The 25915-nt window shown below is 74.5% G+C and carries 18 protein-coding genes; 12 read left to right on the top strand and 6 right to left on the bottom strand.

The genetic code is table 11. The annotated features are described in order from the left end of the window. Positions 1-175: 175 nt before the first annotated feature. Positions 176-1504, bottom strand: a complete 1329-nt coding sequence (locus ABJI51_RS41085) for an NsdA family TPR-like regulatory protein (RefSeq protein WP_348956601.1) — start codon at positions 1502-1504, stop codon at positions 176-178. 80 nt (positions 1505-1584) lie between these two features. Here ABJI51_RS41085 and ABJI51_RS41080 point away from each other — a divergent pair, with 80 nt between their 5' ends. The 5 genes from ABJI51_RS41080 (at position 1585) to ABJI51_RS41060 (ending at position 12186) form a co-directional block, all read left to right on the top strand. Continuing rightward, positions 1585-2541, top strand: a complete 957-nt coding sequence (locus ABJI51_RS41080) for an SDR family NAD(P)-dependent oxidoreductase (RefSeq protein WP_348956600.1) — start codon at positions 1585-1587, stop codon at positions 2539-2541. Between the two features lie 17 nt (positions 2542-2558). Beyond that, entirely contained in the window at positions 2559-3899 is a 1341-nt protein-coding gene (locus ABJI51_RS41075) for an acyltransferase domain-containing protein (protein WP_348956599.1), read from the top strand. Beyond that, entirely contained in the window at positions 3896-9208 is a 5313-nt protein-coding gene (locus ABJI51_RS41070) for an SDR family oxidoreductase (protein WP_348956598.1), read from the top strand. Before ABJI51_RS41075 ends, ABJI51_RS41070 begins: the two co-directional genes overlap by 4 nt. Further along, on the top strand, positions 9205-10986 hold the full coding sequence (locus ABJI51_RS41065) for an acyl-CoA dehydrogenase (protein ID WP_348956597.1): 1782 nt from the start codon (positions 9205-9207) through the stop codon (positions 10984-10986). Before ABJI51_RS41070 ends, ABJI51_RS41065 begins: the two co-directional genes overlap by 4 nt. Before the next feature lie 153 nt (positions 10987-11139). After that, positions 11140-12186 carry a hypothetical protein gene (locus ABJI51_RS41060; RefSeq protein ID WP_348956596.1) on the top strand — a complete coding sequence of 349 codons (1047 nt, stop codon included), beginning with the start codon at positions 11140-11142 and terminating at the stop codon, positions 12184-12186. 28 nt (positions 12187-12214) lie between these two features. Here the strand turns inward: ABJI51_RS41060 and ABJI51_RS41055 are convergent, their stop codons facing one another. Genes ABJI51_RS41055 through ABJI51_RS41045 form a run of 3 tightly spaced genes read right to left on the bottom strand, consistent with a single transcriptional unit; the run spans position 12215 to position 14439 of the window. Further along, positions 12215-12868, bottom strand: a complete 654-nt coding sequence (locus tag ABJI51_RS41055) for a response regulator transcription factor (protein WP_348956595.1) — start codon at positions 12866-12868, stop codon at positions 12215-12217. An 18-nt stretch (positions 12869-12886) separates the two neighbouring features. Further along, positions 12887-13555 (bottom strand): helix-turn-helix transcriptional regulator, encoded by a 669-nt coding sequence (locus ABJI51_RS41050; protein ID WP_348956594.1) that lies wholly within the window; start codon positions 13553-13555, stop codon positions 12887-12889. Beyond that, positions 13552-14439 carry an AfsR/SARP family transcriptional regulator gene (locus tag ABJI51_RS41045; RefSeq protein ID WP_348956593.1) on the bottom strand — a complete coding sequence of 296 codons (888 nt, stop codon included), beginning with the start codon at positions 14437-14439 and terminating at the stop codon, positions 13552-13554. The genes ABJI51_RS41050 and ABJI51_RS41045 overlap by 4 nt, the downstream gene beginning before the upstream one ends. Positions 14440-14510: 71 nt before the next feature. On the opposite strand from ABJI51_RS41045, the gene ABJI51_RS41040 reads away from it, so the two are divergent. The 6 genes from ABJI51_RS41040 (at position 14511) to ABJI51_RS41015 (ending at position 22678) form a co-directional block, all read left to right on the top strand. Then, positions 14511-15173, top strand: a complete 663-nt coding sequence (locus ABJI51_RS41040; RefSeq protein ID WP_348956592.1) for a response regulator transcription factor — start codon at positions 14511-14513, stop codon at positions 15171-15173. Further along, positions 15170-16438 carry a sensor histidine kinase gene (locus tag ABJI51_RS41035; RefSeq protein ID WP_348956591.1) on the top strand — a complete coding sequence of 423 codons (1269 nt, stop codon included), beginning with the start codon at positions 15170-15172 and terminating at the stop codon, positions 16436-16438. The genes ABJI51_RS41040 and ABJI51_RS41035 overlap by 4 nt, the downstream gene beginning before the upstream one ends. A gap of 86 nt (positions 16439-16524) precedes the next feature. Then, positions 16525-18360 (top strand): fibronectin type III domain-containing protein, encoded by a 1836-nt coding sequence (locus tag ABJI51_RS41030; RefSeq protein ID WP_348956590.1) that lies wholly within the window; start codon positions 16525-16527, stop codon positions 18358-18360. Positions 18361-18371: 11 nt separating this feature from the next. Further along, on the top strand, positions 18372-19325 hold the full coding sequence (locus ABJI51_RS41025; protein ID WP_348956589.1) for an AAA family ATPase: 954 nt from the start codon (positions 18372-18374) through the stop codon (positions 19323-19325). 4 nt (positions 19326-19329) lie between these two features. Continuing rightward, positions 19330-20490: a DUF58 domain-containing protein gene (locus tag ABJI51_RS41020; RefSeq protein WP_348956588.1), complete on the top strand. Its 1161-nt coding sequence runs from the start codon at positions 19330-19332 to the stop codon at positions 20488-20490. Positions 20491-20575: 85 nt separating this feature from the next. Beyond that, the gene (locus tag ABJI51_RS41015) at positions 20576-22678 is read left to right on the top strand and encodes a transglutaminase TgpA family protein (protein ID WP_348956587.1); all 2103 of its coding nucleotides are present in this window, start codon (positions 20576-20578) and stop codon (positions 22676-22678) included. 91 nt (positions 22679-22769) lie between these two features. Here the strand turns inward: ABJI51_RS41015 and ABJI51_RS41010 are convergent, their stop codons facing one another. Beyond that, positions 22770-23984, bottom strand: coding sequence for a serine/threonine protein kinase (locus ABJI51_RS41010; RefSeq protein WP_348956586.1), 1215 nt, complete (start codon positions 23982-23984; stop codon positions 22770-22772). Positions 23985-24019: 35 nt separating this feature from the next. After that, the gene (locus tag ABJI51_RS41005) at positions 24020-25306 is read right to left on the bottom strand and encodes a serine/threonine-protein kinase (protein WP_348956585.1); all 1287 of its coding nucleotides are present in this window, start codon (positions 25304-25306) and stop codon (positions 24020-24022) included. Positions 25307-25447: 141 nt separating this feature from the next. On the opposite strand from ABJI51_RS41005, the gene ABJI51_RS41000 reads away from it, so the two are divergent. Further along, positions 25448-25831, top strand: a complete 384-nt coding sequence (locus ABJI51_RS41000; RefSeq protein WP_348956584.1) for a hypothetical protein — start codon at positions 25448-25450, stop codon at positions 25829-25831. Positions 25832-25915 lie beyond the last annotated feature (84 nt).

Below are 25915 nucleotides of genomic sequence, written 5' to 3'. Positions count from 1 at the left end.
CTGAATGAGTCATTCAAGACACCGCACCACCCTCCGACCGCACTCCGGGCCACGGTTCCCCGCGAAACGGAGGTCGGCAAAAGGTGGTTCGCCAACGCCATGTTGGGGCGCTTGGGGCACCCGGCTCCAGCCCGCGTGGGATCGAACTGCCCCCGGCGAGCGGGCCGCCCGGGTGTCACGCGGCGAGCGTGCGGGGTGCCAGCCCGGCGACCCGGTTCAGCAGTTCCCGGGCGGCCGGCAGGTTCCGGTGCGGGCGCAGGCACTGGCGCAGCGTCCGCACGGCCGCGTCGAGCCGGGCGCTGTGGACCGCCGGGTAGATGTCGAGGAAGCGGTGCCAGGAGCCGACCGCCTCCTCCACTCCGCCGTGCGCGGCCTGCAGCTCGGCCAGGCGGGCCAGGGTGACCGCGCGGGCGCGGTACTCGTTGCGCGGGCGGTTGCGCAGTGACTCGCGCATTGCCCGGATCGCCCCCGGTCGGTTGTCCAGGCAGGCCGCCACGGCCGCGCGCTGGTGGGCGAACGAGCCGAAGTGGTACGCCCCCACCGCGCCGACCTCGCCCTCGGCGCGGGCCAGCTCGTGTTCGGCCGTGGCCAGCCCGGCCGACGCCCGGCGCCGGTCGCCGGTCGCGGCGGCCGCCACCGCCAGCTGGCCGTGCAGGAACGCGCGGGTCTGCGGGGCGGCCCTGGTGCCCACCGTGCCGGTGGCCGCCTCGGCCAGCCGCAGCGCCTCGGCGTGGTGTCCGAGCGAGCGGGCCTGGACGCTCATCGCCCGCAGCGTGATCGCGTACCGGAACTCGTCCTCCGCCTCGGCGGCCAGCTTCAGGGCGACGCGGTAGTAGCGCTGGGCGACGCCGTGCAGGTTGTCGTCGAAGCACAGGAATCCGCAGAGATACGTCAGCTCCGCGGCGACCTGCAGCAGCTCCCGGTGGACCGCCGGCGAGGTGGCGCCCGCGTGCAGCCACGGCGACACGGTGTTCGCCAGGTAACCGGCCACCGGCGCCCGGACCGCGCCGCCGCCGAGCGTTCCGTCCGCGTCGGAGAACACCTTCAGCGCGGCGCGCGCCGCGTCCAGCTCTGCCCGGCTCACGGTCCCGGTGCCCGGGGCGGCCGCGGCTTCCGGGAAACCCGGCACGGTGAGGAGCGCGAGGCGGTACACGTCCAGCCGGGACGGCACGCGTTTGGCGGGTTCCCCGGCCAGGCGGACGAGCCGGGCGGGAAGCGTGCCTGCCTTCGGCGGCAGCCCGGGGCCCGCCGGGAACCCGGCGCCGGAAACGGTGACCGTGCGACCCAGCCGTCTGCTCAGCGCCTCGGCGACCAGCTCGGGGACCGGCGGCCGGGGACGTCCGCCCGCGAGCCACTGCGCCGCCGAAGCCCGGCCGTAGCTCAGCCGCAGGCCGGACTCCGCCGCGACGGCGTTGACGGCGCGCGCCAGGTCGCCGCCGCTCCAGGCGCACTCGGTGAGAAGTGCTCGCAGTGCATTGTTGGGAACGCGCGCGTCGATGTTCATGAGTCCCGCTTTCGGTTTCGGCGCAAGATCTGTGAGAAGGATGCAGTGTCAATTCTGCCGCGAAGCTGGACGCTCGGCCGGTGGCATCCCCGTTGTCCTCATCGACGATCAAGAGCTTACTGATCAAGGAAGCCGTGACGGCAGCGGCGAACGAGTGTGTGCTGTGGCACAGGCAGTTTCTCTGTGTGAGCGAAGCGCGTCGGGAGGAAACAGTGATCACTCTTCCGGAACTGTTCGGACTTTCCGGGAAAACCGCGCTCGTGACCGGAGCGTCACGGGGAATAGGCCGGGCGATCGCGCTCGGCCTTGCCGCGGCGGGGGCCGACGTGGCCCTGCTCGCGCGGGGTACGAGCGCGCTGGAGGAGGTCGCCGCCGACGTCGAGGCCTGCGGGCGCCGCGCGCTCGTGCTCACCTGCGACGTCACCGACCACGCCGAGACACGGCGCGCCGTCGCCACGGCGCTGACCGAGTTCGGGCAGATCGACATCCTCGTCAACAACGCGGGTGGATTCCGGTTCGCCGGCCCGTTCCTGGAACTGAAACCGGACGACTGGGACGAGGTTCTCGCCCTGAACTTCGAAGCAACGGTGAATCTCTGCCGCGAGCTGGGTCCGCATTTCGTCAAACGGGGCAGCGGTTCTGTGGTGAATGTCTCCTCCATTGCCGGCACCGCCGGAGTGCCCATGCTCGCCACTTATGCCGCCGCCAAGGCCGCGCTCATTTCGCTCACCCGCTCGCTGGCCGCGGAATGGTCGTCGCACGGCGTGCGGGTCAACGCGCTGACCCCCGGCTGGGTGGAGACCGAGCTGACCAGGACGTTCGCCGCCGACCCCCAGGCGTCGGCAGGCCTGCTCGGCGCGGTGCCGGCGGGACGCTGGGGCGAGCCGGACGACGTCGTCGGCGCCGCGGTTTTCCTCGCGGCCGACGCGTCCCGGCTGGTTTCGGGTGCCTGCCTGACCATCGACGGCGGGACGACGGCCTACGCCGGCGGTCCCGCGATGCTGCAGTTCCTCGGCCTCGGCCGGATTTCCGCCTGAACCCCAAGGGAGAACCCATGCGTGATCGTGCCGTCTTCCTGTTTCCCGGCCTCGGCGCCTACTCCACCGGGGTGCTGCGCGAAGCGCGCCGGAACCACCCGGTGGTCGCCGAGACGTTCGACGAGATCGACGCCGCCGCGGCCGGGTGCGGTGTCCCGGCGGTGTCGGGCCTGCTCTTCGGGACCCAGGCCCCGACGATCAAGGACCTGCTCGGGCAGCGGGCGGAACTGCTGCAGCTGGCGATCTTCGGCGTGTCGGTGGCGACCCACCGGATCCTCACCGGCGCGGGCGCGGAACCAGACCTGCTGCTGGGCCACAGCTTCGGCGAGATGGCCGCGCTGGTCTGCGCCGGGGCGTTCGACCTCGCCGACGGCGTCCGGATGGTCTGCGCCCGCAGCGAAGCCCTGCGCCCGTGGGAGGGGCTGGGGGCGATGGCCGCGATCGGGACCGACGAGGTGACCGCGGGCCACCTGATCGGGCTGGTCCAGGAACCGGAGCTGGTGATCGGCTGCGCCAACTCGCCCCGCCAGCACGTGCTCTCGGGGCCCGGGAAAGCGCTTGCCAGGGTCGAGGAGGCCGCGGACGCGCTGGGCCTGTTCTTCGCCCGGCTGAACCTGCCGTACGCCTCGCACCACCCGTCGATGACGCTGGCCGTGCCGATCTTCTGTGAGCTGATGGCGCAGATCCGGCAGAAGCCGTTGCGGCTGCCGGTGTATTCCCCGATCCACGGCCGCCGCTACACCGACGCGGACGATCTCAAGCAGGCGATCGCGGACTGCCTCGTGCTGCCGGTCCGGTTCACCGACGCCGTCCGCGCCCTGCACGCCCAGGGCTGGACCCGCTATGTCGAGGTGGGCGCGCTCAACGCGCTGACCCGCTGCGTCCAGGCGACGGTCCCGGACGTGCACACCCACGCGCCATTGCTGCTGCCGGAGGAGGAGACCGCCGGCCTGCGCGCGGCCGTGGAAGCGATCCGCGCGGACGGGGCCGGTCCGGTGTCCGGGCAGCCCGGTCCGGAGGCCGCTGTCGTCGCCCAGCCGGTCCCCGAGCCCGCTCCGGCGATCCCGGCCGCGCGGCCCGCGCCACCGCAGCCGGGCGGTGGCCGCGCCGAGGTACTGGACCGGCTGCGCCGCCTGTACGCCGAGGCCCTCGAATACCCCGCCGAGGTGCTGGCCGAGGACTCGGCGCTGGAGGCGGAACTGGGCGTCGACTCGCTGAAGCAGACGTCCCTGCTCAAGAGGGTGGTCGAGCAGTTCGGCCTGCCGGAGTCGCCGGGTGACCTGCGGGTCTGGGAACTGCCGACGCTGGGCCGGATCGCCGACTTCGTGCTCGCCGCCCGGAACGGAGCGGTGCGGTGAGCGACCGGCGGATCGTGCTCGTCACCGGGGGCGCCCGTGGCCTGGGCCGGGAGATCAGCCTGGCCTTCGCCCGCGAGGGCGCCCACGTGATCGTGAACTACTTCCACGCACGCGACGAAGCACCGAAGCTGCTCGAGGAACTCCGTGCCCTCGGCCCGGCGGAACTGCTGCGTGCCTCGGTGGCCGACCGGGCACAGGTCGACGCCATGTTCGACACCGTCGCCGAGCGGCACGGACGGCTCGACGTCCTGGTCAACAACGCGGCCTCGGGCGCATTGCTGCCGCTCGGCGAACTCGACGAGTCGCACTGGCAGCGGGCACTGGACACGAACCTGCGAGGTTCCCTGTGGTGCGCCCGCCGCGCGGCACCGCTGCTCGCCGGGCGCCCCGGCGCGGCGATCGTCAACCTGTCCTCGTTGGGCAGCTCGCTGGTGATCAGCGACTACGCAACGGTCGGCACGTCGAAGGCAGCCGTCGAGGCGCTGACCCGGTACCTGGCCGTGGAGTTCGCCGCGGACGGCATCCGGGTCAACACCGCTTCCGGCGGGCTGCTGGATGGAGCGGTCGCCACGATGTTCCCGGACGCGGCGGCGCTGGCCGCGCGAGTGCGGGCAGCCACCCCGCTGGGCCACCGGCTCGGCTCGGAGCGGGAACTGGCCGAGCTGGTGCTCTTCCTGGCGTCCGAGAGGGCGTCGTGGATCACCGGCCAGACGGTGATCGCCGACGGTGGGCTGTCCCTTGGCGCGATGATGCTGTCGCCGGAGCGACCGGAAAACACACCGAAGGAGCCGGCCGCACTCGAGCCCGGCGACGCGATCGCCGTCGTCGGCATGGGCGTCGTCACCCCGGGCGCGAACGACCCGGACGAGCTGTGGCGCACCCTCGGCGGTGACCGGCACGTGTTCGGCGAGCCCGCGCTGTACGACATCACGTCGTTCCACTCGCCCGATCCGGAGGCCGAGGACAAGACCTACACCCGGCAGTCCGGGTTCATCACCGGCTTCCGGCCGCACCCGCGCCTGGCCGCCGAGCTGCGCGACGGCACCGTGCCCAGCCGCGAGTCGACGGCGTTGTGGCTGCGGCACAGCCTCTACACCGCGCTGGACGGCGTGACGACCGGCGCCGCCGACCGGTTCTTCGCCGCGTTCGGCTACACCGCCGACGGCAGCCAGGAACTGGAGGAACGCCTGGTGCTGTCCGGGGCCGGCCGCCGGCTGGGCGGGACGACCGAGGCGCTGCGGGCCCGGTACGACCGGCTCGGCGAGCCGGCGTCGGAGTTCCTGCCGCACCGCGTCGGGCGCAACGCGATCCACGGCCTGCTGCCGGAGGAGACCGAGCTGCTCATGGTCGACACCGCGTGCTCGTCGGCGCTCTACAGCGTCGATCTCGGCATCAAGGCCCTGCGCGTCGGCGACGCCGACATCGCGGTCTGCGGGAGCGCGTTCGCCTACAGCGCGCGGAACCTGGTGCTGTTCTCGAAGCTGCACGGCCTGTCGAGGTCCGGCGAGGTCCGCTCCTTCGACCGCGACGCCAACGGGGTGCTGTTCTCCGACGGCGCCGGCGTCGTCGTGCTCAAGCGGCTGGCCCGCGCCCGCGCGGACGGCGACACCGTGCTCGGCATCCTCGAAGGCACCGGCCTTTCCTGCGACGGCCGGGGCAAGGCGATCTACGCGCCCAACGCGGCGGGGCAGGCGATCGCGCTGCGCCGCGCGTACCGGGCCGCCGGGACCGGGCCGGACACCGTCGGCTGGGTGATCGCGCACGCGACCGGCACCCGGGCGGGCGACAGCACCGAGCTGGCGAGCCTGCACGAGGTCGCCGCGGACGGTCCCCGCGCGCTGCTGTCGTCCAACAAGCCGATCGTCGGGCACACCGGCTGGAGCGCCGGCCTGGTGTCGCTGGTCCAGGCACTGCAGGGCCTGCGTCACGGCGTCGTGCCGGCACAGCGGTACCTGCGCACGCCGATCCCGGCCCTCGACGGCAGCCGGTTCGTGCCGCCGTCCGGGCCCGCCGAGCTGCCCGCCGCGCCCCGGCGGGTGGCCGTGTCGTCGTTCGGGTTCGGCGGTACCAACGCCCACCTCGTGGTGACCGACACCCCGCGGGAGATCCCGGTGCCGCCGCCCGCGGACGAGGACGTCGTCCTCCTCGGCTGGTCGGCGGACGTGCCCGGCCGCATCGACGTCGAGCGGTGGCTGTGCGGGACCGGCCCGGCGCCGGAGCCGGGGTTCGGCGACGAGTACCCGCTGCCCGCGTTCGACGAGGTCCGCCTGCCCCCGGCGACCCTGCGCAACATGGACCGCACCCAGATCATGCTGCTGCGCGCGGCCGCCCGCCTCGACGCCCCGGTCCGCGAAGCCTGCACGCGGCTGCGGGACACGACCGGCGTCGTGGCCGGGCACATGGGTCCGACGCGCCGCGCGGTGCACTACGCGCTGCGCTGCTACCTCACCGACGTCCAGCGCTGCGCCGGCCGCGAGCTGCCCGAGCTGGCGGAGGCGGTGCGCGCGCTGGTGCCGCCCAGCACCGAGGACGCGTTCCCCGGCATCATGCCGAACATCATCCCGGCCCGCCTCGCCGCCCAGCTCGACCTGCGCGGGCTCAACCTGACCGTGGACACCGGCCCGGACTCCGGCCTGGACGCGCTACGCACGGCGGAGCGCCACCTGCGCCAGGGCGACCTCGACCTCGCGCTGGTCGCCGGGGTCAACGGCAACAGCACCCCGGAACTGGTGGACGTGCTCGGCGACGTCCAGCTCGCGGAAGGGGCGTTCCTGACGGTGCTTGCGCGGGAGTCGACGGCCGCGGAGCTGGGCCTGCCGATCCTGGCCCGCATCGCCACCGGCCACGGCCCGGGTACGCCGAGGACTCCGGCGGACGGCCCGACGTACCTGGGCGCGGACCCGATCGTCGAGCTGCTGCGGATGGTGACGGCGGGGCGGGCGGGCCGGATCGGCAGCACCCGCGCGCACGGCCCGTATGCGGACGTCCGGCCTGGTGTCCCAGCACCCGAGGCGGCACCAAGCCCCGGCCCGGGCAGCCGCACCGAACACGCCGACCTGCCGGTCGAGCGAATGATCCGGCGCCTGGTCCCGGCACCCGGGCGGCCCGTCCGTTCCGCACTCCCCGCCATCCCGGACGGTGCGTGGGTCGTCATGCCCGGCCCGTCCCTCCCCAACGATGTCACCCTGCCCGCCTCCGCGCGCCTGATCACCGACGTCACCGACCTACCCGACGGCGAGGCAACCCACGTCCGGGTGCTCGCCGGGCTCGGCGCGGCCGGTACCCCGCCCGACGACCTCAGCGCCGTCGATCGCCTCCGTGGCCTGCACGATCTCGCCTACCTCGCGGCCGCTCGCTGGACCGGGACCGCGGGCGCGTCATACGCCGTCCTGCTGCACGACGCCGTCCGGGACGGCGTCCCGCATCCCGCTACCGGCCTGTTCACCGGCCTCGTCAAGAGCCTCGCCCGCGAACACCCCGCCGGGCTCTGCTTCGCCGTGCTTGCCGACGTGCCGGATCTCTCGCTGCTGGAACGGGAATCGCGGTGCGAAACCGATCTGGCCGTCGCCGTGTACGCCGGTGGGCAGCGGTTCGAACACGTCCTCGTGCCGTCGCCGGCGGCAGGCACTCGGCTGCCGATCGGGCGGGACAGCGTGGTCGTCGCCGCGGGCGGGGGGCGCGGTCTCACCGCGGAACTGCTGGCCGCGCTGGCCGAGCGGGCCCAGCCGGAGATCTACGTGCTCGGCAGGCAGGCGCCCGGCGAGGGACCGGGCTCGCGGGCGGAGTTCCTCGCCGCGCGGCACCGGGCCGAGCCGGATCGGCCGGTCGCGGAGCTGTCCGCCGAGTACGACCGGCTCGTCGCCGGGGCCGCCGTGCGGCGCACCCTCGACCGGCTCACCGCCCACTGCGGCCCCGGCCGGGTGCACCACCTCGTCTGCGACCTCACCGATCCGGCCGCGGTCGCGGCGGCGATCGACCACGTCCACCGGCGGCACGAGCGGGTCGACCTGCTGATCAACGCCGCCGGGGTGCACCAGGGCGGCACCGTGCGGGCCACGCCCTTGCCGCAGGCCCGCCGCGTCCGGGACACCAAGGTGCTGGCCTACCTGAACCTGCGTGCCGCGTTCGCCGGGCGGCCGCCGCGGCTGTGGCAGAACTTCGGCTCGCTGCTGGCCGTGCTCGGCTGGCCGGGGGAGGCCGCCTACTGCGCGGGCAACGACCTGCTCACCGCCGCGGCCGCGTGGCGGCACGCTCCCGCCGGGGAGGCCGAGACCACCATCGCGTGGGCGCTGTGGGACCAGGCCGGCTTCGCCGCCGAACCTCTCACCCGGGAGCTGCTGCGCGGGCGCGGCGAGCTGACCGCACTGTCCACATCGGACGGTGTGGCCGCCTACCTCGCCGAGCTGGCCACGGGCGGGGCCGACCGCGAGGTGACCTTCCTCGGCGCCGCCGAGCGGCGGGTGCTCGCCAAGCCGTGGCTCACCCCGCGTGCCGGTTCGGCCGACCTGCGCTGGACGCCGCACCCCGGCCGGGACGGCTACCTCGGCCACCACCTGCTCAAGGACGTGCCGACGCTGCCGGCGTCGTTCGTCGCGGAACTGGCCGTCCAGGCGGCCACCCCGCCCGGACGGGTGCCGCTGCGGCTGGACGACGTCTCGCTCTCGCTGCCGGTGACCATGACCGCCGGCCGCGAGCGGGACTACCACCTGCGGATCGAACGGCGCGAGACGTCCGCCGTCGTCGAGGTGCTCAGCGACCTCACCGCGCCCGGCGGCCGGGTGGTCCGCGCCGACCTGCGCCACGCGTCGGCCGCGCTGACGACGGCCGCCGGTTGGCCGGAGCCGGTCCGGGAACCGCTGCCCGATCCCGCGGACACCCCGGTCACGCCGGGGTTCTACGGCGGCCACGGCCCGGTCCGGCTCAGCGGCCCGTTCGCGTCGCTGGCCGACGTGCGGGCCGGGACCGGCCGCGCCACCGCGCGGTTCGCCCCGGACCTGGGTGAGGCGGCGGCGACGGTCGCGACGCTGCGCACCCCCGCCCTGCTCGTGGACGCGCTGCTCCAGCTGGCCCTGATCGCCGAACACGGACCCGATCCGCGGATCCCGGCGGGGATCGGCCGCGTCGAATACCGCACCGGCGGCAACGACGCCGATCTGCTCCGCCGGTACGGCCCGCGGATCGTGCTCGGCGCCCGGGCGGGGGTGGCCACCGCGCAGGCACCGGACGGCACGGTCCTGGCGCGCGTGCACGGAGTCCGGGCGGGCGGCGCAGCCGCCCCGGCGGCGGTGAAGGAGGTGGCGGTCCGGTGAACGCGATCTCCGCACTGGTGCACACCGATCCCGGCCGCGCCGAGACGGCCGCGGTGTTCGGCCACGAGCTGTTCCGGCACCGCGAGGGCCTGACCCACCGGCAGCACTGCGAGCTGACCTACCAGCGGATGCGCCTGCTCAACGAGCGGCTGCCCGCGGCCAGCGCCCTGCTGGAGAAGCCGCGCACGCTGCTGACCGCGCTGGAGACCGCCGCCGTGGTGAGCCCGTCGCTGTTCCTCGCCATGACGATCCACTACTGCCTCAGTGCCAACGCCGTCGCCGAGTTCGGCCGCGGCCGCGCCGACCTGGCACCGTACGTCGCCGAGCTGGACTCAATGGCGTCGATCGGCACGCTGGTGGTGACCGAGATCGGCCACGGCAACAGCCACCTGGCCATCCGCACGCAGGCCCGCCTGGACCGGGAGACCGGCGAGTTCGTGCTGCACACCCCGGACCCGGACGCGCGCAAGTTCATGTCCAACAACGGGTTGCCGGGCGTCCCCAAGATCGGCGTCGTGTACGCCCGGCTGCTCGACGGCGACACCGACCACGGGATCTTCCCGTTCGTGCTCCGGCTGCGCGGGCCGGACGGAACCCCGCCGGGCATCCGGATCGACGCGCTGCCGGAGACCACGGACCTGCCGCTGGACTACGCGGTCGTCGAGTTCACCCACGCGCGGATACCCCGGCACAGCCTGCTGCACGATTCGGCGGTACTGGACGCCGACGGGGTCTTGACCGACCCGCTCGGGCCACAGCTGCGCCTCAAGCGATCACTGACCGTGCGGGAGAACGCGTGGCTGGCCTCCGCCGCGGCGCTGGCGTCGGTCGCCCGCGCGGCCGCCGGCCTCGCGCTCCGGCACGCCGGCGTCCGGATCAGCCGGTCGCGGTTCTCCGCCGAGCGGCCGGTACTCGGGTTCCGGCCGCAGCAGCAGGCGCTGTTCGGCGCGCTCGCCGAGACCTACGCGCTGACCTGCCTGGTGAACCGGGCCAAGCAGGCGTGGACCGAGCCGGGCGGCGACGATCCCTTGTGGACACCGGGCGCCGCGCTCGGGCGGACGCTGGGCCTGGCGAAGGCCGCGGCGACCGCGACGGCCGGGCGGGTCACGACGACCTGCGCGGTCCGCAGCGGTGCGCACGGGATGTTCGCGGTGAACCGGCTCGCCGGCTACCGGGGACTGGCGCACATGCTCAACCCCGCCGCGGGCGACGGGCGGCTGATCGAGCTCGACGCGGGCCGCGCACTGGCCGAAGGCGAGCACTACACCCCGCCGTCCGTGGCGCGCCCGGCGGGATTCGAGCCGGCCGATCCGGCCACCGTGCGGGCACTGGCGGCCTGGCGGGAACGGCGGCTGCACGAGCAGCTGACCGGGGATCTCGCCCTGGCCCGCCGTCGCGGGCAGGATCTGTTCCACCAGTGGGACAACCGGCTGCCGCTCGCGTGCCGCCTCGCCGAGGCGCACATCCGGCGGCTGGAGCTGGACTGCTTCGCCGCGGCCGTCGAGGCGGTGCCCGACCGGCGGGCCCGCGCGGCGCTCGAACCGCTCCTGGCGTGGCACGCGCTGGCCAGGGTCGAGGCCGACCTCGCGTGGTACGTGGCCGAGGGCGTGGTGACCGCGGAGCAGGCGGCCGCGCTGCCGACGGGGTTCCACCGGCTGTGCGAAGAATTGCTCCCCGTACTGCCCGAACTCGCCGGCGCATTGGAGCTGCCCGGCGCCGTGCTCGATTCCCCGATCGCGGGAACCGGTTACGGCGAAGTCTATCGGGAACTGCCGTAGGACACTCCGCGGTGGCGGTCCCTTGCAAACGCACGTGCAGGTGCGAGGGATTCGTTTCCCGGAAGGGGTGAACAATGATCTTGGCTCTTCCCAGAATTGTCGCTCGTGCCCGAAAGTCCTTGAGTCAGGTTCGAGGGCGAGGGGCAGGCTGGAATGAACAGGTCCGTGGAACGGCGCCGGTACGGCGTGGCCGGGACGGTCCCGGGGGAGCTGCAGGTCGCGCGGTTCGTGCATCCGGCACGGGGCCGCGTCCGCTGCCCGGCGTCCCCGCTCGTCGCGGCCGGCCTGCGCCGGGCGGGACACCGGGTGCGCGAGCCGGCCCATCCGCTTGTGCCGCACGGAGAATCCGGGCCGGGAGTGCTGTTCACCGCGTCGTTCCTCGACCACACTGGGACGCCGGTGGGGCTCGCCGTCGCCGCGCACGAGGCGGACCCGGCCGGGGTGGCCGCGGCGAGCGAGGCGGTCGCGCTGTGGTCGGCGCTGTGGCGGACCCGCCGGGTGATGGTCGCGGACCTGCCGCCCGCGTGCTGCGGCGGGCCGTCGGACGGCGGCTGCCCGGCGCCGTCCGCGGCCCGGAAAGCTGTCCGGTCATATGCGGACGAGGGAGACCATGTCGTGATCGTCGGCAGGCGCGCGTGCGCGTCGGCGTCGGCACTGCTCGCGCAGGCTCCCGGCCGGGCCGTGGTGGTCGAGCCGGGCTGTGACGTGGCCGCGTTGCGGCTGCCCGCCGACCGGGTGCGCTACCTGATCCAGCCGGGTATGCCCGTCGAAGAAGCCATGACCGTCGTGGCCTCGCTGCGTGCCCGTTATCCCGCGCTGCGCGGGCCCCGGCTGGAGGATCTCTGTTACGCCGCTTCGGATCGCCTGGCGGTGGCCCGCGCGATGGCCTTCTCCTGCGACCGGCTGTTCCTGCTCGGCACGCCCGGTCCGGGGCTCCTGCGCGCGGTTTCGGGGGCGCGGGTGCACGTCGTGGCCGATCCGGCCGTGCTGCGGCCGTCCTGGCTGGCGGACGCCGAATGCGTGGGAATCGTTCCCGGCAGCGCGGCTTCCGGAGTGCCGGTGCGGCGGTGGATCGACGTGCTGTCCGGGCTCGGCCCGGTTTCGGTGGTCCGCCGTTCGGTACACACCCGGACCGAGCGAACGGAACCGACCCGGGATCCCGTTCCGTCCGGTTTTCCGGCTCCGGAAATCGTCTGCTGAAAGCGCTACCCGCGGTTTTCCGAATTGCTCAGGACTCGAGAAGATAGCCCACCGACGGCACCGTGCGGATCGGCTGCGGCTCGCCGAGCTTGCGCCGCAGGTTGCGGATCGCCACCTCGAGGACGTTGCCCACCCGCGGGTCCGGCCAGGCGCAGGCGAGGAGCTCCTTGCGGGACACCGCTTTCCCCGCGTCGGCCATCAGCCGGTCCAGCAGGTCGAACTCGGTGCGCGTCAGGCTCAGCAGCACCCCGGCCCGGCGCACCTCGCGCCGCCCGGCGTCGAGTTCGAGGTCGCCGCAGCGGCGGACCACCGGCTGCGGCAGCGCGCTGCGGCGGCACAGGCTCCGGACCCTGGCCACCATTTCCTCGGTGAGGAACGGCTTTTCGAGGTAGTCGTCGCCGCCGCGGCTCAGCCCGGCCAGCCGCTGGGCCGGGTCGCCCAGCGCGGTGAGGAACAGGACCGGGACCGCCCAGCCGTCCCGGCGCTTGCGCTCGACGTACCCGAGCGCGTCGCCGCCGGGCAGCAGCCGGTCGAAGACCGCGCAGTCGTAGGTGTTGACCCACAGCAGCTCGTCCGCGGCAGGCAGGTCGCCTGCCGGATCGACGGCGAACCCGGCGCCGCGCAGCGACGTCGTGATCGCCAGGCGCAGGTCGGCGTCGTCCTCGGTGACCAAGATCCGCACTCACCCACTTAACCAGCCTCAGCTCGCGCGCTCCAGCAGCCAGCCCCGATCGGCCGCCTTGACCCCCGCCTGGAAGCGGCTGCGGGCGCCGAGCTGGTTCATCAGGTCCGACACCATCCGGCGGACCGTGCGCACCGAAAGGTCCAGCCGCGCCGCGACCGTGTCGTCCGTGCAGCCTTCCGAAAGCAGGGTCAGCAGTTCCCGCTGGCGTGCGGTGAGCCCGGCCTCGCCCGCGGAACCGGCGGACACGAACGGCGTCGCGCCGGACCAGAGGCGTTCGAACAGTTCGACGACGGTCGTGACGACGGCGGGCAGGTGCACGGCGGTGACCCCGGACGCCGGGCGGCGGGCCGGCAGCACGGCCACCGTCCGGTCGACGACCAGCGCACTCGACGGTACCTGCGCGACGGTCCGCACCACGGCCCCCGCCCGCACCAGCGCCGCCAGCCGCGTGGCCACCGCCGGGTCCAGTCGCGCCCGGTCGGGCACGAGGACCCGGTACCGCACGCCGCGGCCCAGGTTGTCGAGGTCGATCCGGCGCAGCGGCGCGATCGGGTCGGGGGCACCGGGCGCGAGGACGGTCATCACGACGACCTCCGTGGTGGCCGAGGCGAGCAGGCTCGCGGCCCCGCCCGCGCGGTCGGCGGCCAGCACGACGGGCGGCCGTTCGGTCAGCGTCGGGTTCATGCCGGCACCCCGCCGAGCGCGAGCACCGGGGTTTCCGGCACGGTGACGCCGATCCGGTCGGCGAGCCGCACCGCGGTCTGGACCGCCCGCACCGCCCCGACGAGCAGATCCTGGATGTGGGCGAGGTCGGCGTCCGACGGCGGCCCGCCGAGCAGCACCGTGCGGTGCGCGCTCGCCAGCGCGGCCCCGGGTTCGACGCCGAGTTCCGCCCGCAGCACCGCCCGCGCGCGGGCGAAGACGTCGAGGGCCTCGGCGCGGCGGCCGCTGTGGTGCAGGGCCAGCACCAGCCGGGCCCACGCGTCCTCCCGCAGCGGGTCCTCCTCGGCCAGCGCCCGCGCGAGGACGACGGCTTCGTCGTGCCGCCCGGCGGCCGCGTAGACGTCGGCCAGCCGGCTGCGGAGCCGGGCGTGCAGCTGGTCGGCGGCCGCGACGGCGGGGACCGCCCAGTCGTGGTCGAGGCCACCGTAGGGGCGGCCGCGCCACAGCCGCAGCGCGCCGGTCAGCCGCTCGGCCGCGGCCGCGGTGTCACCGGCCCGCGCGGCCCGCTCGGCGGCGTCGAGCGCCAGCCGGGCCAGGTCGAGGTCGAGTTCGCCGGGCTCGATCCGGATCCGGTACGCACCCGCGGTGCTCTCGATCCGCGCCCCCGCCGAGGGGGCAGGCAGGTCCCGGCGCAGCCGCCAGACGTAGGTCTTCAGGTTGCGTTCCGCCGACGCCGGCACGTCCTGTTCCTGCCACATCATCGTGATCAGCTGGTCTACGCTCACCCAGGCGTTAGCGTGGACGAGCAGTGCCGAGAGGAGGGCGGCGGGCTTGCCGGCACCCACCCTGACCTCGGCCCCGCCCGGCCCGCGCACCTCGAGCGGCCCGAGCACCCCGAACGACACTGGACACCTCCTTGGCTCGTTCCCGATCGACTGCAGTCACGATGCCGGACCGGTGATGAGGATTTGATGACATGAGCGGAGCGAGGGGCCGGGTGCTCGTCGTCGAGGACGAAGAGGACATCCGGATGGCCGTGACGGCCGAGCTGCAGGGCGCGGGTTTCACGGTCGACGCGGTGGGCACGCTCGCCGACGCGGCGAAGGCACTCGACGCGGCCGAGCACGCCTGCGCCGTCTTCGACCGCATCCTGCCGGACGGCGACGCGCTCGGGTTCGTCGACGCGCTCCGCCGCCGCGGCCGGGCGGTGCCGGTGCTGTTCCTGACCGCGCGCGACGCGGGCGCGGACCGGGTCGCCGGGTTCGCCCACGGCGGCGACGACTACGTGACCAAGCCGTTCGTGCTGGCCGAGCTGCTGGCCCGGGTGCTCAACCTGTGCCGGCGGGGTGGCCTGCGGCCGCCGGTGCTGCGCCACGCCGACCTCGAAGTCGACTGCGCGCGCCGGGAAGTCCGCCGCGGTGGTGTGCTGCTGTCGCTGAGCACCCTGGAGTTCGCGATCCTCGAGTACCTGGCCTCCCGGCCGGGGCTGGCGGTCACCCGCACCGAGCTGATGGAGCACTGCTGGGAGGCCGAGCCGATGGCGAACGTGGTGGACCGGGTCGTCAAGCGGCTGCGCGACAAGCTCGGCGAGCCGGAGCTGGTGCGCACCGTCCGCGGCGTCGGATACCGGCTGTCGTGAGCGATTCCTCCGCCGGCCAGCTGCGCCGCCTGCGCCGGCTGCTCACGTTCCTGTTCACCGTCATGAACGCCGCGGGCCTGATCGCGTTCGCCTGGCTGCTGGTCAAGGTCGACGCCGACCGCAGCACCCAGCGCCTCGACAGCGAGGTGCAGCTGGTCGTCACCGGCGTCAACCGGCTGCTCGGGTATTCCGGCGGCTCGCTCGTCACCGCGTTCATCGGCCAGGACCCGCTCAACGACAAGTGCCCGCAGTTCGCCGTCGTCCCCGGCGGCACGCCCGCTTTCGCCGGCTACTACAGCAAACGCCGGTGCGTGCCGGTCGACGACGCTTTCCTCGACGCGCTCGCGACCCAGGCGGTCCGGGCGGCGCACCCGCTGGCGGGCTACACCCGCACCCCGGACGGGCAGTCGCTGTACTTCGCGGTGGACCCGGTCCGCAGCAGCGAGCGGCAGTACGTCGGCGCGGTCGTGGCGGTGACGAGCACCGAAGCCGAGGACGCGCGGCACGACCGGTTCACGCTGTTCGTCGTGGGCGGGTGCGTGCTGCTGGTGGCCGCGGTCGGCGGGATCGGCTACCTGCTCGCCGGCCGGGCGACCCGGCCGGCGGTGGCCGCGCTGGAACAGCAGCGGTCGCTGCTCAACGGCGTGTCCCAGCTGCTCGACGGTGTGGTCCACGACCTGAAGACCCCGGTGGCGCGCCTGCGCGCGCTGGCCGACTCGGCCCACCGGAACCCGGAGGCCCAGGCGGAGCTGCTGCCGCGCACGATCCGGCTGGCCGGGATGATGGGCGACATCATCGACCTGTGGCCGAGCCGGGCGCGCGTGACGGCGGGCGTGGAGGAGCTGACGCTCGCGCCGCTGATGCTCGACCAGCTGGTCGAAACGCTGGCCGAGGACATCCCGACCGACGGCGCCCGCGTTTCGGTGACATCGGTGCCGACGCGCGTCAACGGCGACGCGACGCTGCTGCGCCGGGCGATCGCGAACCTGATCGGCAACGCCCTCAACCACGGCAGGCACGGCGGCGAGGACGCCGACGTCCAGGTGACGGTCCTCGACGGCCGGGTCATCGTCGCCGACCGCGGCCCCGGCATCGACCCGGAGGAGGCCCCGAAGCTGTTCGAGCCCCACTACAGCGGCGGCGGGTCGACCGGCATCGGGCTGGCGGTGGTGAAGTGGGTGGCCGAGGTCCACGGCGGGACGGTGCGGGTCTACAACCGCGACGAGGGCGGCGCGATCTTCGAGCTGAGCCTGCCGGCCGGCTGAGTCATGCGGTCTGCCGTGGAGAACGATTTCGGGCCGGATGGATCAAACGTGTACTCCGTGTGTATCCGCCGAAGTACCCTGGGTGCGTGATCCGAGGAGGGAAGGGGGCCGCGTGGCGGGCGCGGGCTCCGATCGCGCTGGCCGTGGCCGCCTGTCTCGCCGTCGTCGGGCTCGCCGTCGGAGGTGCCGCCGATCCGCTCGGCGGGTTCGCGTTCAGCCCGGCCGGGCACTGGGTCTACAACCCGCAGCTGGGCGTGGCCTTCCACGTCAGCAGCGGCGGTGACCGCGCCGACGCGCAGGTCGACGTGCCCGGGGCCGGGCCGGGGCCGGTCGTGCAGGGCGACACCCACGGCTTCGTGATCGGGCCGTCGAAGATCGTCGAGTTCGGGAAGTCGTCGCTGACCGTCGAGAACACCACCGCCGCGCCCGCCGACGAACTGCCCGTCACGCTGGAAGTCCGTGGTGGCCCGTACGTCGTCTACCGGCAGGCAGGCACCATCGCGCGGCTCGGGGAGTCCGCCGTGATCCCGGCGGGCGGCCCGATCGGCGACGTCGTCGCGACCGGCGACGGCAAGCTGTGGCTGCAGCGCACCGACGCCGGGCTGCTGTGCGAGCTTCCCGAGCAGGCCGACCGCCTGTCCTGCCCGGTCGCGCAGCCGCAGGGACACCGGGGACGGCTGACCGTCGTGGCCGACCGGCCGGTGTTCGTCGACACCACCGATGACACCATGCGGACGATCGAGGCGACCGAGCTGGGCCGCCCCGCGCCGCTGGAACTCGACGTGCCCGACACCGCGCAGCTCGCCTCCACCGACGTGGTCGGGCAGCTGGCCATCCTCGACGCGCCGGGGCAGAAGCTGCTCCTGGTCGACACCGCCGGGCTGGCCAAGGACCGCCCGCCGGTGCGCCCGCGCACGATTCCCCTGCCACCCGGTGACTACACGGGCATCGAGTCCTCCGGCGGGGTCGTCGCGGTGGTCAACCGGACCACCCACACCCTGCACACCTTCGACAGCGCCGGCGTGCCACGGACTCAGCGCCCGATTCCCGGCGGGGACAGCAAGCCGCCGCTGGTCAAGGGCGGCGACTCGCGGGTCTACGTCGACGGCGCGGACGGCGCCCACGTCATGGTCGTCGACCACGACGGCGGTGTCAGCGAGGTGCCGGTCACCGGCGACCGCAAACCCGGCAACGACCAGAAACCCCCGCCGCAGCAACAACAACCGCCTGCCGCCACACCCCAGGCGCCACCGCCGGTGGTCGGGGACGAGCGCAAACCCGTTGCGCCGCCGAAGAAACCGCAACCGCCGACGCAGCAGCAGCCACCACCGACGAAGGCGGCGCTCCCGGCCAGCCCGCCCGGTGCGCCGCGGTCGGTCACCGCGACGGCGGACGACGGCGCGGCCGCCGTGTCCTGGGGCGCGGCCGCCCCGAACGGCGCACCCGTCACGAGCTACCGGATCAGCTGGGCCGGTGGCGGGAAGACGGTCGACGGAACTCAGCGAAGCATCCGGATCGGCGGCCTGGCCAACGGCACCGCGTACGTGTTCACCGTCGTCGCGGTGAACCGGGCGGGCGACGGCCCGGGCGTCAGCTCCAGGGCGGTCACCCCGCGCGCGGCGGTGAGCCCGCCGGGCAAGCCGGGGAACCTGGCGATCGAGGCCACGACCAAGCACACGTGGGCGAAGGTGACCTGGACGGCCGCCGCGCCGAACGGCGCCCCGGTGACCGCCTACTACGTCAGCTGGGTCCGCGACGACGGTTCCCGCCGCGGTTCCAGGGTGATGGCCGGGAACGCAACGACGTACACGATCCAAGACATCTGGGACGGCAAGGACATCCCGTTCACCGTGACCGTGACCGCGGAGAACAGTGCGGGGAAGGGGCCGTCCGCCTCGGCGCACAAGGCGCCGCCGTCGTGAGGGGAGAAACAGTGCAGCAGCCGCGGGCGACCGAGGTCTACGCCCGGATCGCCGAGAACGTCCAGGGAGTGCTGCGCGGCAAGCCGGAAGTCGTCCGGCTGGCCGTGGCCGCCCTGCTCGCCGAGGGGCACCTCCTCATCGAGGACGTGCCCGGCCTCGGCAAGACGACGCTCGCCCGGTGCCTGGCCCGCAGCATCGGCGGGACGTGGAACCGGATCCAGTTCACCCCGGACCTGCTGCCCGGCGACATCACCGGCGTCATGGTCTACCACCAGAACAACGAGCGCTTCGAGTTCCACCCCGGCGGAATCTTCGCCAACGTCGTCCTCGCCGACGAGATCAACCGCGGCACCCCCAAGACGCAGTCGGCGCTGCTGGAGGTGATGTCCGAGCGGCGGGCCACCGTCGACTCGGTCGCGCAGGACGTGCCGCATCCCTTCCTGGTGATCGCCACGCAGAACCCGATCGAGATGGAGGGCACCTACCGGCTGCCCGAAGCCCAGCTCGACCGGTTCCTCATGCGGATCGCGGTCGGCTATCCCGACCATCAGGCCGAGATCGCGGTGATCATGAGCGCGTGCGCCGGGTACGGTCCCGACGAGCTGTCGCCGGTGGTCGACCTGCCCACGCTGCGCGCGGCGATCACCGAGGTCCGCGACGCCCGGCTGGATCCGGCGATCCTGTCGTACGCGGTCCGGCTCGCCGAGTACACACGCCACCACGGCGACGTCCGTTTCGGCGCGAGCCCGCGTGGCAGCATCGCGCTCGTCCGCGCGGCGCAGGCGATCGCCGCGACCGAGGGCCGGGCTTACGTGACCCCCGACGACATCAAGCTGGTCGCGAAACCGGTGCTGGCCCATCGGCTGGTGCTGACCGCCGACGCCGAGCTGAACCAGCGCGCGGCCGCCGACATCGTGCAGGAAGCGCTCGACAAGACGCCCGCGCCCGCCATCAGCACGGTGTGACCGGATGCGGCTGACCCCTCGCGGCGCGGGTGTCCTCGCCGCCGCAGTGCTGCTCTACGTCCTCGGCGAGGTCGCGGGTTACGTCCTGCTGCGGGCACTGGCCGGTGCCGCCGCGGGCGCGGTGCTCGCCGGCGTCGCGGTCACCCTGCGCCGTCCCCGCGTCGCGGTGCGCCGGGAGATCTCCGCGAACCGCATCCAGCGCGGCGGCGCGACGACGGCCAAGCTCGTGGTGAGCAACCCCGGCACGCGGCGCCAGCCGGGGTTCACCGCGCGGGAGCTGAGTGGCCACGGCGAAGTCGTCGACGTCGAGTCGCTCGCCCCGGGCGCCTCCGAGACGTACAACTACAAGCTGACCGGGCGGTACCGCGGCCGGATCACCGTCGGGCCGCTGACGCTCGAACGCACCGACCCGCTGGGCCTGCTCCGCCGTCCGGTCGCGGCAGGCGACACGGCGACGCTGTGGGTCTACCCACCGCTGCGGTCGGCGAAGGCGCCCGGCGCGGGACATCCGCGTCACCACCACGACGGCCCGACGACCGACGACTCGCTGCACGGCTCGGCCGACCTGCGCGACGTTCGCGAGTACGTGGTCGGCGACGAAGTCCGCCACCTGCACTGGAAGGCGACCGCGCGCACCGGCAGGCTGATGGTCCGCGACTACGTCGACCCGGACCACCCGCGGTTCACGCTGCTGCTCGACACCCGCCCGCCGGTGCTGTCCGCGGCCGAGTTCGAGGAAGCGGTGGAGCTGGCGGCATCGCTGGTGAACGCGGCGGCAACGGCGGGCCACCGCTGCCGCCTCCTCACCCCGGCCGGAGCGGACGTGACAACCAACGGCGGCGCGGTGGGCGTACGGCCCCTGCTGGACGTGCTGTGCGAAGCGGTCCAGGAGCCCGGCGAGGCAATGGTCCCGCCAGCGTTACGCCGCCCGGGAATGCGCGGCGGCTGCCTGGTGGTGGTCACCGGCCGCGCGAGCAAGGACCTGCCCCGGCTGGCGGGGGTCCGCGCGCACTTCTCGGCGTTGTACGTGCTGGGGGTTGGAACCCACGGGCTGGGCATGGACGGCCTGGGTGTGCACGGAATCGACGGAGTGCCCGGCGCCCGTCGGCTGAGCGCCCCGGATGCGCGGGAGGCGGTGAGCCGGTGGAACCAGATGGTGTCGTGAGCGCGGGGGTTTCCGGTGGTGCCGAAGTGGCGCTGGCTGCTGCGGTGCTCGGCGTGCCGGGTTTGCGGGAGGCGGTGAGCCTGTCATGAACACCCAAATTCCCCGCAGTGCCGAAGCGGCGATGCTGGCCACAACGGCGCTCGGCGGACTGCTGTTCGGCCCGGTCTTCGGCATCCCCGCGTTGCTACCCGGGCTGGTCGTCGTCCTGACCACGTTCGGGGTTGCCGAACTGTGCCGTCGCCGTCCTGGGCTTGTTCCGTGGCGTCCGCTTCTCGTGCCGGCCGCGGGTCTGGTCGCGATCGTCGAGACCGTCCTGCCCGGCACGACGCTGGGCGGGCTGCCGACCGCGGCCTCCGTGTCCGTCCTCGCCGACGGCGCATTGCACGGCTGGCAGCGCACCCTGCAGTCCACCTGGCCCGCGGTGCCGGAGCCGCGGCTGGTGGTGTTCGTGCCGCTGCTGGTGCTGCTCGCCGCGTTGCTCGGGCTCGAACTGCTGCACCGGACGCGCCGTCCGCTCCTGGCCCTCGTCCCGGCACTGCTCGTCGTGGTGCTGAGCCAGGCCTACGCGGCGGCGAGCGGCCTCACCGCCGTCCTTGCGGGACTCGGCCTTGCGCTCCTCGCCGCGCTGACGGTGCTTGCCTGCCGGGGACGGCGTTCCCCGCTGCTCGTGGCGCCGGCGCTCGTGCTCGGCCTGGCCGGGGCGATCGCCGCCGGTGCCGTCCATCCGACGGGACGGCCGGCCTACTCGCTGCGCGAGGACCAGCCGGCGCCCGTGCCCGCCGCGTCCGTGGCCAGCCCGCTGGACGACATCGCCGCCCGCCTGCGCACCCCCGCCACGCCGGTGTTCCGGTACACGGCCCCGGAACCGGTGGCCGCCTGGCCCGTCGCCGTCTTCGACGACTTCGACGGCGCGAACTGGCGTGCGGACACCGACTTCCGGCGCGTCGGCCGGGAGATCGCGCCCGGCCCGGCGGTCAGCGCGCCGGTGACCCGCCGGTCGGCCCGCGTCGAGGTCACCGGGCTGAGCGGGCCGTGGCTGCCGAGCCAGACCTGGCCCGCCTCCGTCGAGGGCGTGCCGGCGCTGGTGGACGAGCACCGCGGCACCCTCGTCGCCGAGCGGTCCGCGGCCGGTGCCCGGTACACGGTCGGCTGGTGGGAGCCGCAGACCGACGCCGCCGCCCTGCGCGACGCGGCGCTCGATCCGCGGGCGGGCCTCGGCGGCCTGAGCGAGGTCCCGCCGGAGATCGACGCCCTCGCCGAGCAGGTCCTGCCGGGGCTGCGGCCGTCGTTCCAGTCCGCGCTGGCGCTGGAGCGCTTCCTCGCGCAGAACTACCGGCTGGCCGTCGGCACCGACCTGCCGACCGGGCACGGCTGGCCGCAGCTGCGCCGGTTCCTGGTGGAGGACAAGCGCGGCACGAGCGAGCAGTTCGCCGCGGCGTACGTGGCACTGGCGAGGCTGCGCGGTATCCCGGCGCGCCTGGTGACCGGCTTCCGCGCCCCGGAGCGGCCGGAACCGGACGGAACGTTCCTGGTACGCAACGCAAACGCGGCGGCCTGGCCGGAAGTGGCGGTCGACGGCGTCGGCTGGGTCGCACTGGACCCGGCCGCGGGAGCGGCCCGCAGCGGCACGGGCGCCACCGGCGTCGCGGCGGCGGTCGCCCGGGTGCGGGCGGAACTGCCGCCGGATCCCCAGCTGCAGAACCCGGAGATCGCGCCCGGATCGTCCACAACGGACTCATCCGAGTCCGGTGTGGACTGGACGGCCCTGTCGATCGCGGTGGCGGCACTGCTGGCCGCGGTCGCGCTGGGCTGGCTGGTGGGAGTCCCAGCGACGGTGGCGGCCCGAGCCTGGCGACGCCGCCGCCGCACGGGCCGCGACGCGGTGCTCGGCGCGTGGGCCGAGGCCCGAGACCGGTTGCGCGCACACGGAATCGCGGTCACGGCGGGCACAACGGTACGCGACCTGGCGGCAACGGCGGCCCCGCTCACCGGCCCGGCGGCAACGCAGGGCCTGGACACCCTGGCACGGACGCTAGACGCGGCCCTGTGGTCGGGTGCGGCCCCACCCGAGGCACCCGCAACGGCCTGGGCAGCGGTCCGAACGGTCCGCGAGTCCCTCGCCCAACGCCCATGGCGCGAACGGCTCCGTGCGGCACTGAACCCGGCGGTGTTGCGGCGGCCTCGCTGACCTGCCGCCGAGCGCCCCAAGGCGGCCTTGGTTGCGTTCAACGCACCGAAGGCCACCTTGGGGCCGAAGCGGGAGCGGTCCCGGGCCTCGTTCAGCACACGGCGTTGCGAATCCCCCTGGCCTGGCTCTGCCAGGTGCCCCGCGGGCTGGTGGCCTGGATCCGGAAGCAGTAGGCCCGGCCGGGCTGCACTTCGACCCGCTTGCTGGTGAGGCGCTGGGCCCAGACCACCGAGGGCCGCGGCTGTCCCGCCTCGGTCACCAGCACGGCGAAGTCGAGGTTCGGCGGCGCATGCCACGTCAGCTCGACGTGGTCCTGCCGGTCGACGGGCGGATCGAGGACGATCAGCACGCCACCAGCAGACGTAGGCGAGACAGGCGCCGAAACCGAAACCGGCGCAGGCGCCGGGCTCGTCCCGCCGTCCGGCCACAGCAACACCGCCGCCACCACGGCGGCCACGCCGACCAACCCCGCCAGCGCCAGTGCGGCACCGCGTCGTTGACGGCGCGGCGCAGGCACCGGCGCGGGCCGAGGCTCGAGGACGAGCAGCGGCGCGCCCCGGAGGGCGTCCAGTGCCGCGAGGACCGCCTCGTCGTCCGGCCGGTCGGCCGGGTCCTTCGCCAGGAGCCGGGTCACCAGGTTCGCCAGCGCCGGCGGGACGTCGGTGAGTTCGGGCGGGGGAGCGTCGAACACCCGCAGCACGACCGTCTCCGCCCGGTCACCCGTGAACGGCGCCTGCCCGGTGCGGCAGAAGTGCAGCACCGCGCCCAGTCCGTACCGGTCCGACGCCGCGTCCATGACCGCCCGGCTCAGCGTTTCCGGCGCGAGGAACCCGACGTCGGCCGAAGGGCTCCGGCCGAACCGGCGGCGCAGGGCGACACCGAAGTCCGTGACCACCGGTTCGCCGTCATCGGTGAAGAGCACGTTGTTCGGATGGACGCCGCCGTGCGGGACACCGGAGTCGTGCGCGGCGGCGAGTGCCTTCGCCACGGCCGTCGCCACCGCCAGGGTTTCCGGCACGCCGAGCGGGCCGGTGCGGGCGACGCGGTCGGCCAGCGATTCGGCGCACCGGGGCGTGGATACGGCCGTCCGCCCGTCCGGCAGTTTCGTGACCTGCCCGGGCCGCCGGATCGGCGCCGGGCGCGCCTTGGCGAGCGCCGCCTGCTCGCGGTCGAACCCGGCGCGCGTCCGCCGGTCCAGCGGCTCGCGGAACACCTTGACCACGGCCCGCCCACCGGGGGCGAGGTACGACGACGCGTGCGGGCCGTCCCGGAACGGGACCAGGCCGCCGCCGGGCGGATTCTCCATCTCGCCGGTCATGGTAGCGCCCGGCGATCACCGGATCACTCCCTGCAGGTGGCGCCGCGCAGCGCGCGCGGGCGGCTGACCTCGACGCGGACCCCGTTGGTCGCCTGCACCTGGAAGCAGTACTTCAGCCGCGCGTCGATCGGCACCGTCGCCGAGCGGTCGTGGCGGACCAGGGTGGTCTTCGTCGGGCCGGATTCGACGGCGACGACCACCGCGAACTCCCACCCGGCGGGGCCGTTCCAGGACAGCGTGGCCGTCGTGCCGAGGTCGGCGGGCTCGGCCAGTTCGAGCAGGACCGGTTCGGCGGTCCGCGACGGGATGCCGGACGCGGGCGCCGCCGACGCGGGAGGCACGTACTCGGCGGGCCCGCGGGTGAGGAACCACCCGCCCGCGACGGCGATCGCGACGGCCGGGACGACGGCGAACCGCCACGACCGCTTCTTCCGGACCGGCGGCAGCTCGCCGGGCGGCTGCGGCGGCCAGGCGAACACCTCGGTCCCGAACGACGTCCGGGGAGTGTCCGGCGTCTCCGGCTCGGGTTCCGGGCCGTGTTCGTCCCACAGCCGGAGCAGCTGCCGCGTCACGGCTTCGGCGGACGGCGGCCGGTCGTCCGGGTCCTTCACCAGCAGCTGGTCGACGAGCACGAGCAGGTCGATCGGCGCCTCCGGGCGGTCCACCGGCGGCGCGGGGGTGTGGCGGACCGTGTCCCGCACGGCATCGGCCGGGAACGGCGGGCTGCCCGCCAGCGCCGTGTGCAGGACGACGCCGAGGCCGTACAGGTCGGCCGCGGGCCCGGCAACGCCGTCGTCGAAGGTTTCCGGGGCCAGGTAAGCGATCCCGTGGTCCGGGTCGCGGACGAACACCTCGCGGAGGGTGTGCCCGAAATCGCTGAGCACGGGCTCGCCGGAGGTCCGGAACAGCACGTTCGACGGCGTGACCCGGCCGTGCACGATGCCGGCCCGGTGGGCGGCGACGAGCGTCGAAGCGAGCGTGATGCCGAGGACGAGCACGTCGGCGACGGGGAGCGGGCCGGACGTGGCGACCAGCCGGGCGAGGGACTGCGCGCACAGCTCCATGCGCAGGGCGCACCGGCCGTCGGGCATCGGCTCGACGTCCTGCGGGACCACGATCCGGACCGTGTCCCCGAGCCGGGCGAGGGCGGCCAGCTCGCGGTCGAGGCGCGCGCGGGTCCGGCGGTAGAGACGGCCGGGGAAGACTTTCAGCGCCACGGCTTCCCCGCCGCGCCGGCACGCGCCCACGGTCCCGGACGCGCCGCCGCCCAGCGGCACCAGGCTGTAGGGGCCCACTTCCGCCGTTTCCATCGCCACGCTCCCTTCCGGATCGATCGTCGCGCGCCGGGCCGTCCCGCGGCGGGCGGTGGCCGGTTGCTGCCAGCGCACTCCGCGCGCCCGCGGCCCCCGGAAGACTCAGTGCTTGTTTCCCGCGACAGGGGAGGATTCGACATGGTGATCAGCAAGGCGGAGCGGCCGGTGCTGTCGGCGCGCGCGGCCCTGCGCAACGCGGCGTTCGCCCGCCGGGCCGGACCCCGCTACCTCGCGGTGCCCCGGAGGGCGTGGCTGGGCCAGCCGGCCCCGAAGGCCGAGCCGGAGGACGAGATCGGGGTGGGGGAGGACGTGCGCGAGCCGGACCTGCCGCCGCTCAGCCGGGCCGCGGTGACGCGGTTCGGTGCCGTCGCGTCCACTTTGGTGTATGCGGTGCCGCCGTGCGTGCTGGCCGGCACCCCGGCCGGCCTCGCGGCCGGTGCGGCCGCCGGGGTGTTCGGCTGGCTGGCGGGACGGTCGCTGGCCGACGAGTACTACACCCGCCACCACGGCGAAGATGCCTGAAACAGACGAGGCCGGGGGGGGGGGGGGGGCCCCCCCCCCCCCGGGGGGGGGGGGCCCCCCCCCGCCCCTTCCGGGGGCGGCGAG

The sequence above is a fragment of the Amycolatopsis melonis genome (assembly GCF_040064235.1).
Lineage (GTDB): Bacteria > Actinomycetota > Actinomycetes > Mycobacteriales > Pseudonocardiaceae > Amycolatopsis > Amycolatopsis melonis.
The sequence above is the reverse complement of the archived record's forward strand: the minus strand, read 5'-3'. Positions and strand labels throughout refer to the sequence as shown.

Coding starts and splice junctions, on each gene's coding strand:
- ABJI51_RS41085 (WP_348956601.1), bottom strand. CDS start 1,504: ATGAACATCGACGCGCGCGTTCCCAACAATGCACTGCGAGCACTTCTC.
- ABJI51_RS41075 (WP_348956599.1), top strand. CDS start 2,559: ATGCGTGATCGTGCCGTCTTCCTGTTTCCCGGCCTCGGCGCCTACTCC.
- ABJI51_RS41060 (WP_348956596.1), top strand. CDS start 11,140: ATGAACAGGTCCGTGGAACGGCGCCGGTACGGCGTGGCCGGGACGGTC.
- ABJI51_RS41050 (WP_348956594.1), bottom strand. CDS start 13,555: ATGAACCCGACGCTGACCGAACGGCCGCCCGTCGTGCTGGCCGCCGAC.
- ABJI51_RS41040 (WP_348956592.1), top strand. CDS start 14,511: ATGAGCGGAGCGAGGGGCCGGGTGCTCGTCGTCGAGGACGAAGAGGAC.
- ABJI51_RS41020 (WP_348956588.1), top strand. CDS start 19,330: ATGCGGCTGACCCCTCGCGGCGCGGGTGTCCTCGCCGCCGCAGTGCTG.
- ABJI51_RS41015 (WP_348956587.1), top strand. CDS start 20,576: ATGAACACCCAAATTCCCCGCAGTGCCGAAGCGGCGATGCTGGCCACA.
- ABJI51_RS41010 (WP_348956586.1), bottom strand. CDS start 23,984: ATGGAGAATCCGCCCGGCGGCGGCCTGGTCCCGTTCCGGGACGGCCCG.
- ABJI51_RS41005 (WP_348956585.1), bottom strand. CDS start 25,306: ATGGAAACGGCGGAAGTGGGCCCCTACAGCCTGGTGCCGCTGGGCGGC.
- ABJI51_RS41000 (WP_348956584.1), top strand. CDS start 25,448: ATGGTGATCAGCAAGGCGGAGCGGCCGGTGCTGTCGGCGCGCGCGGCC.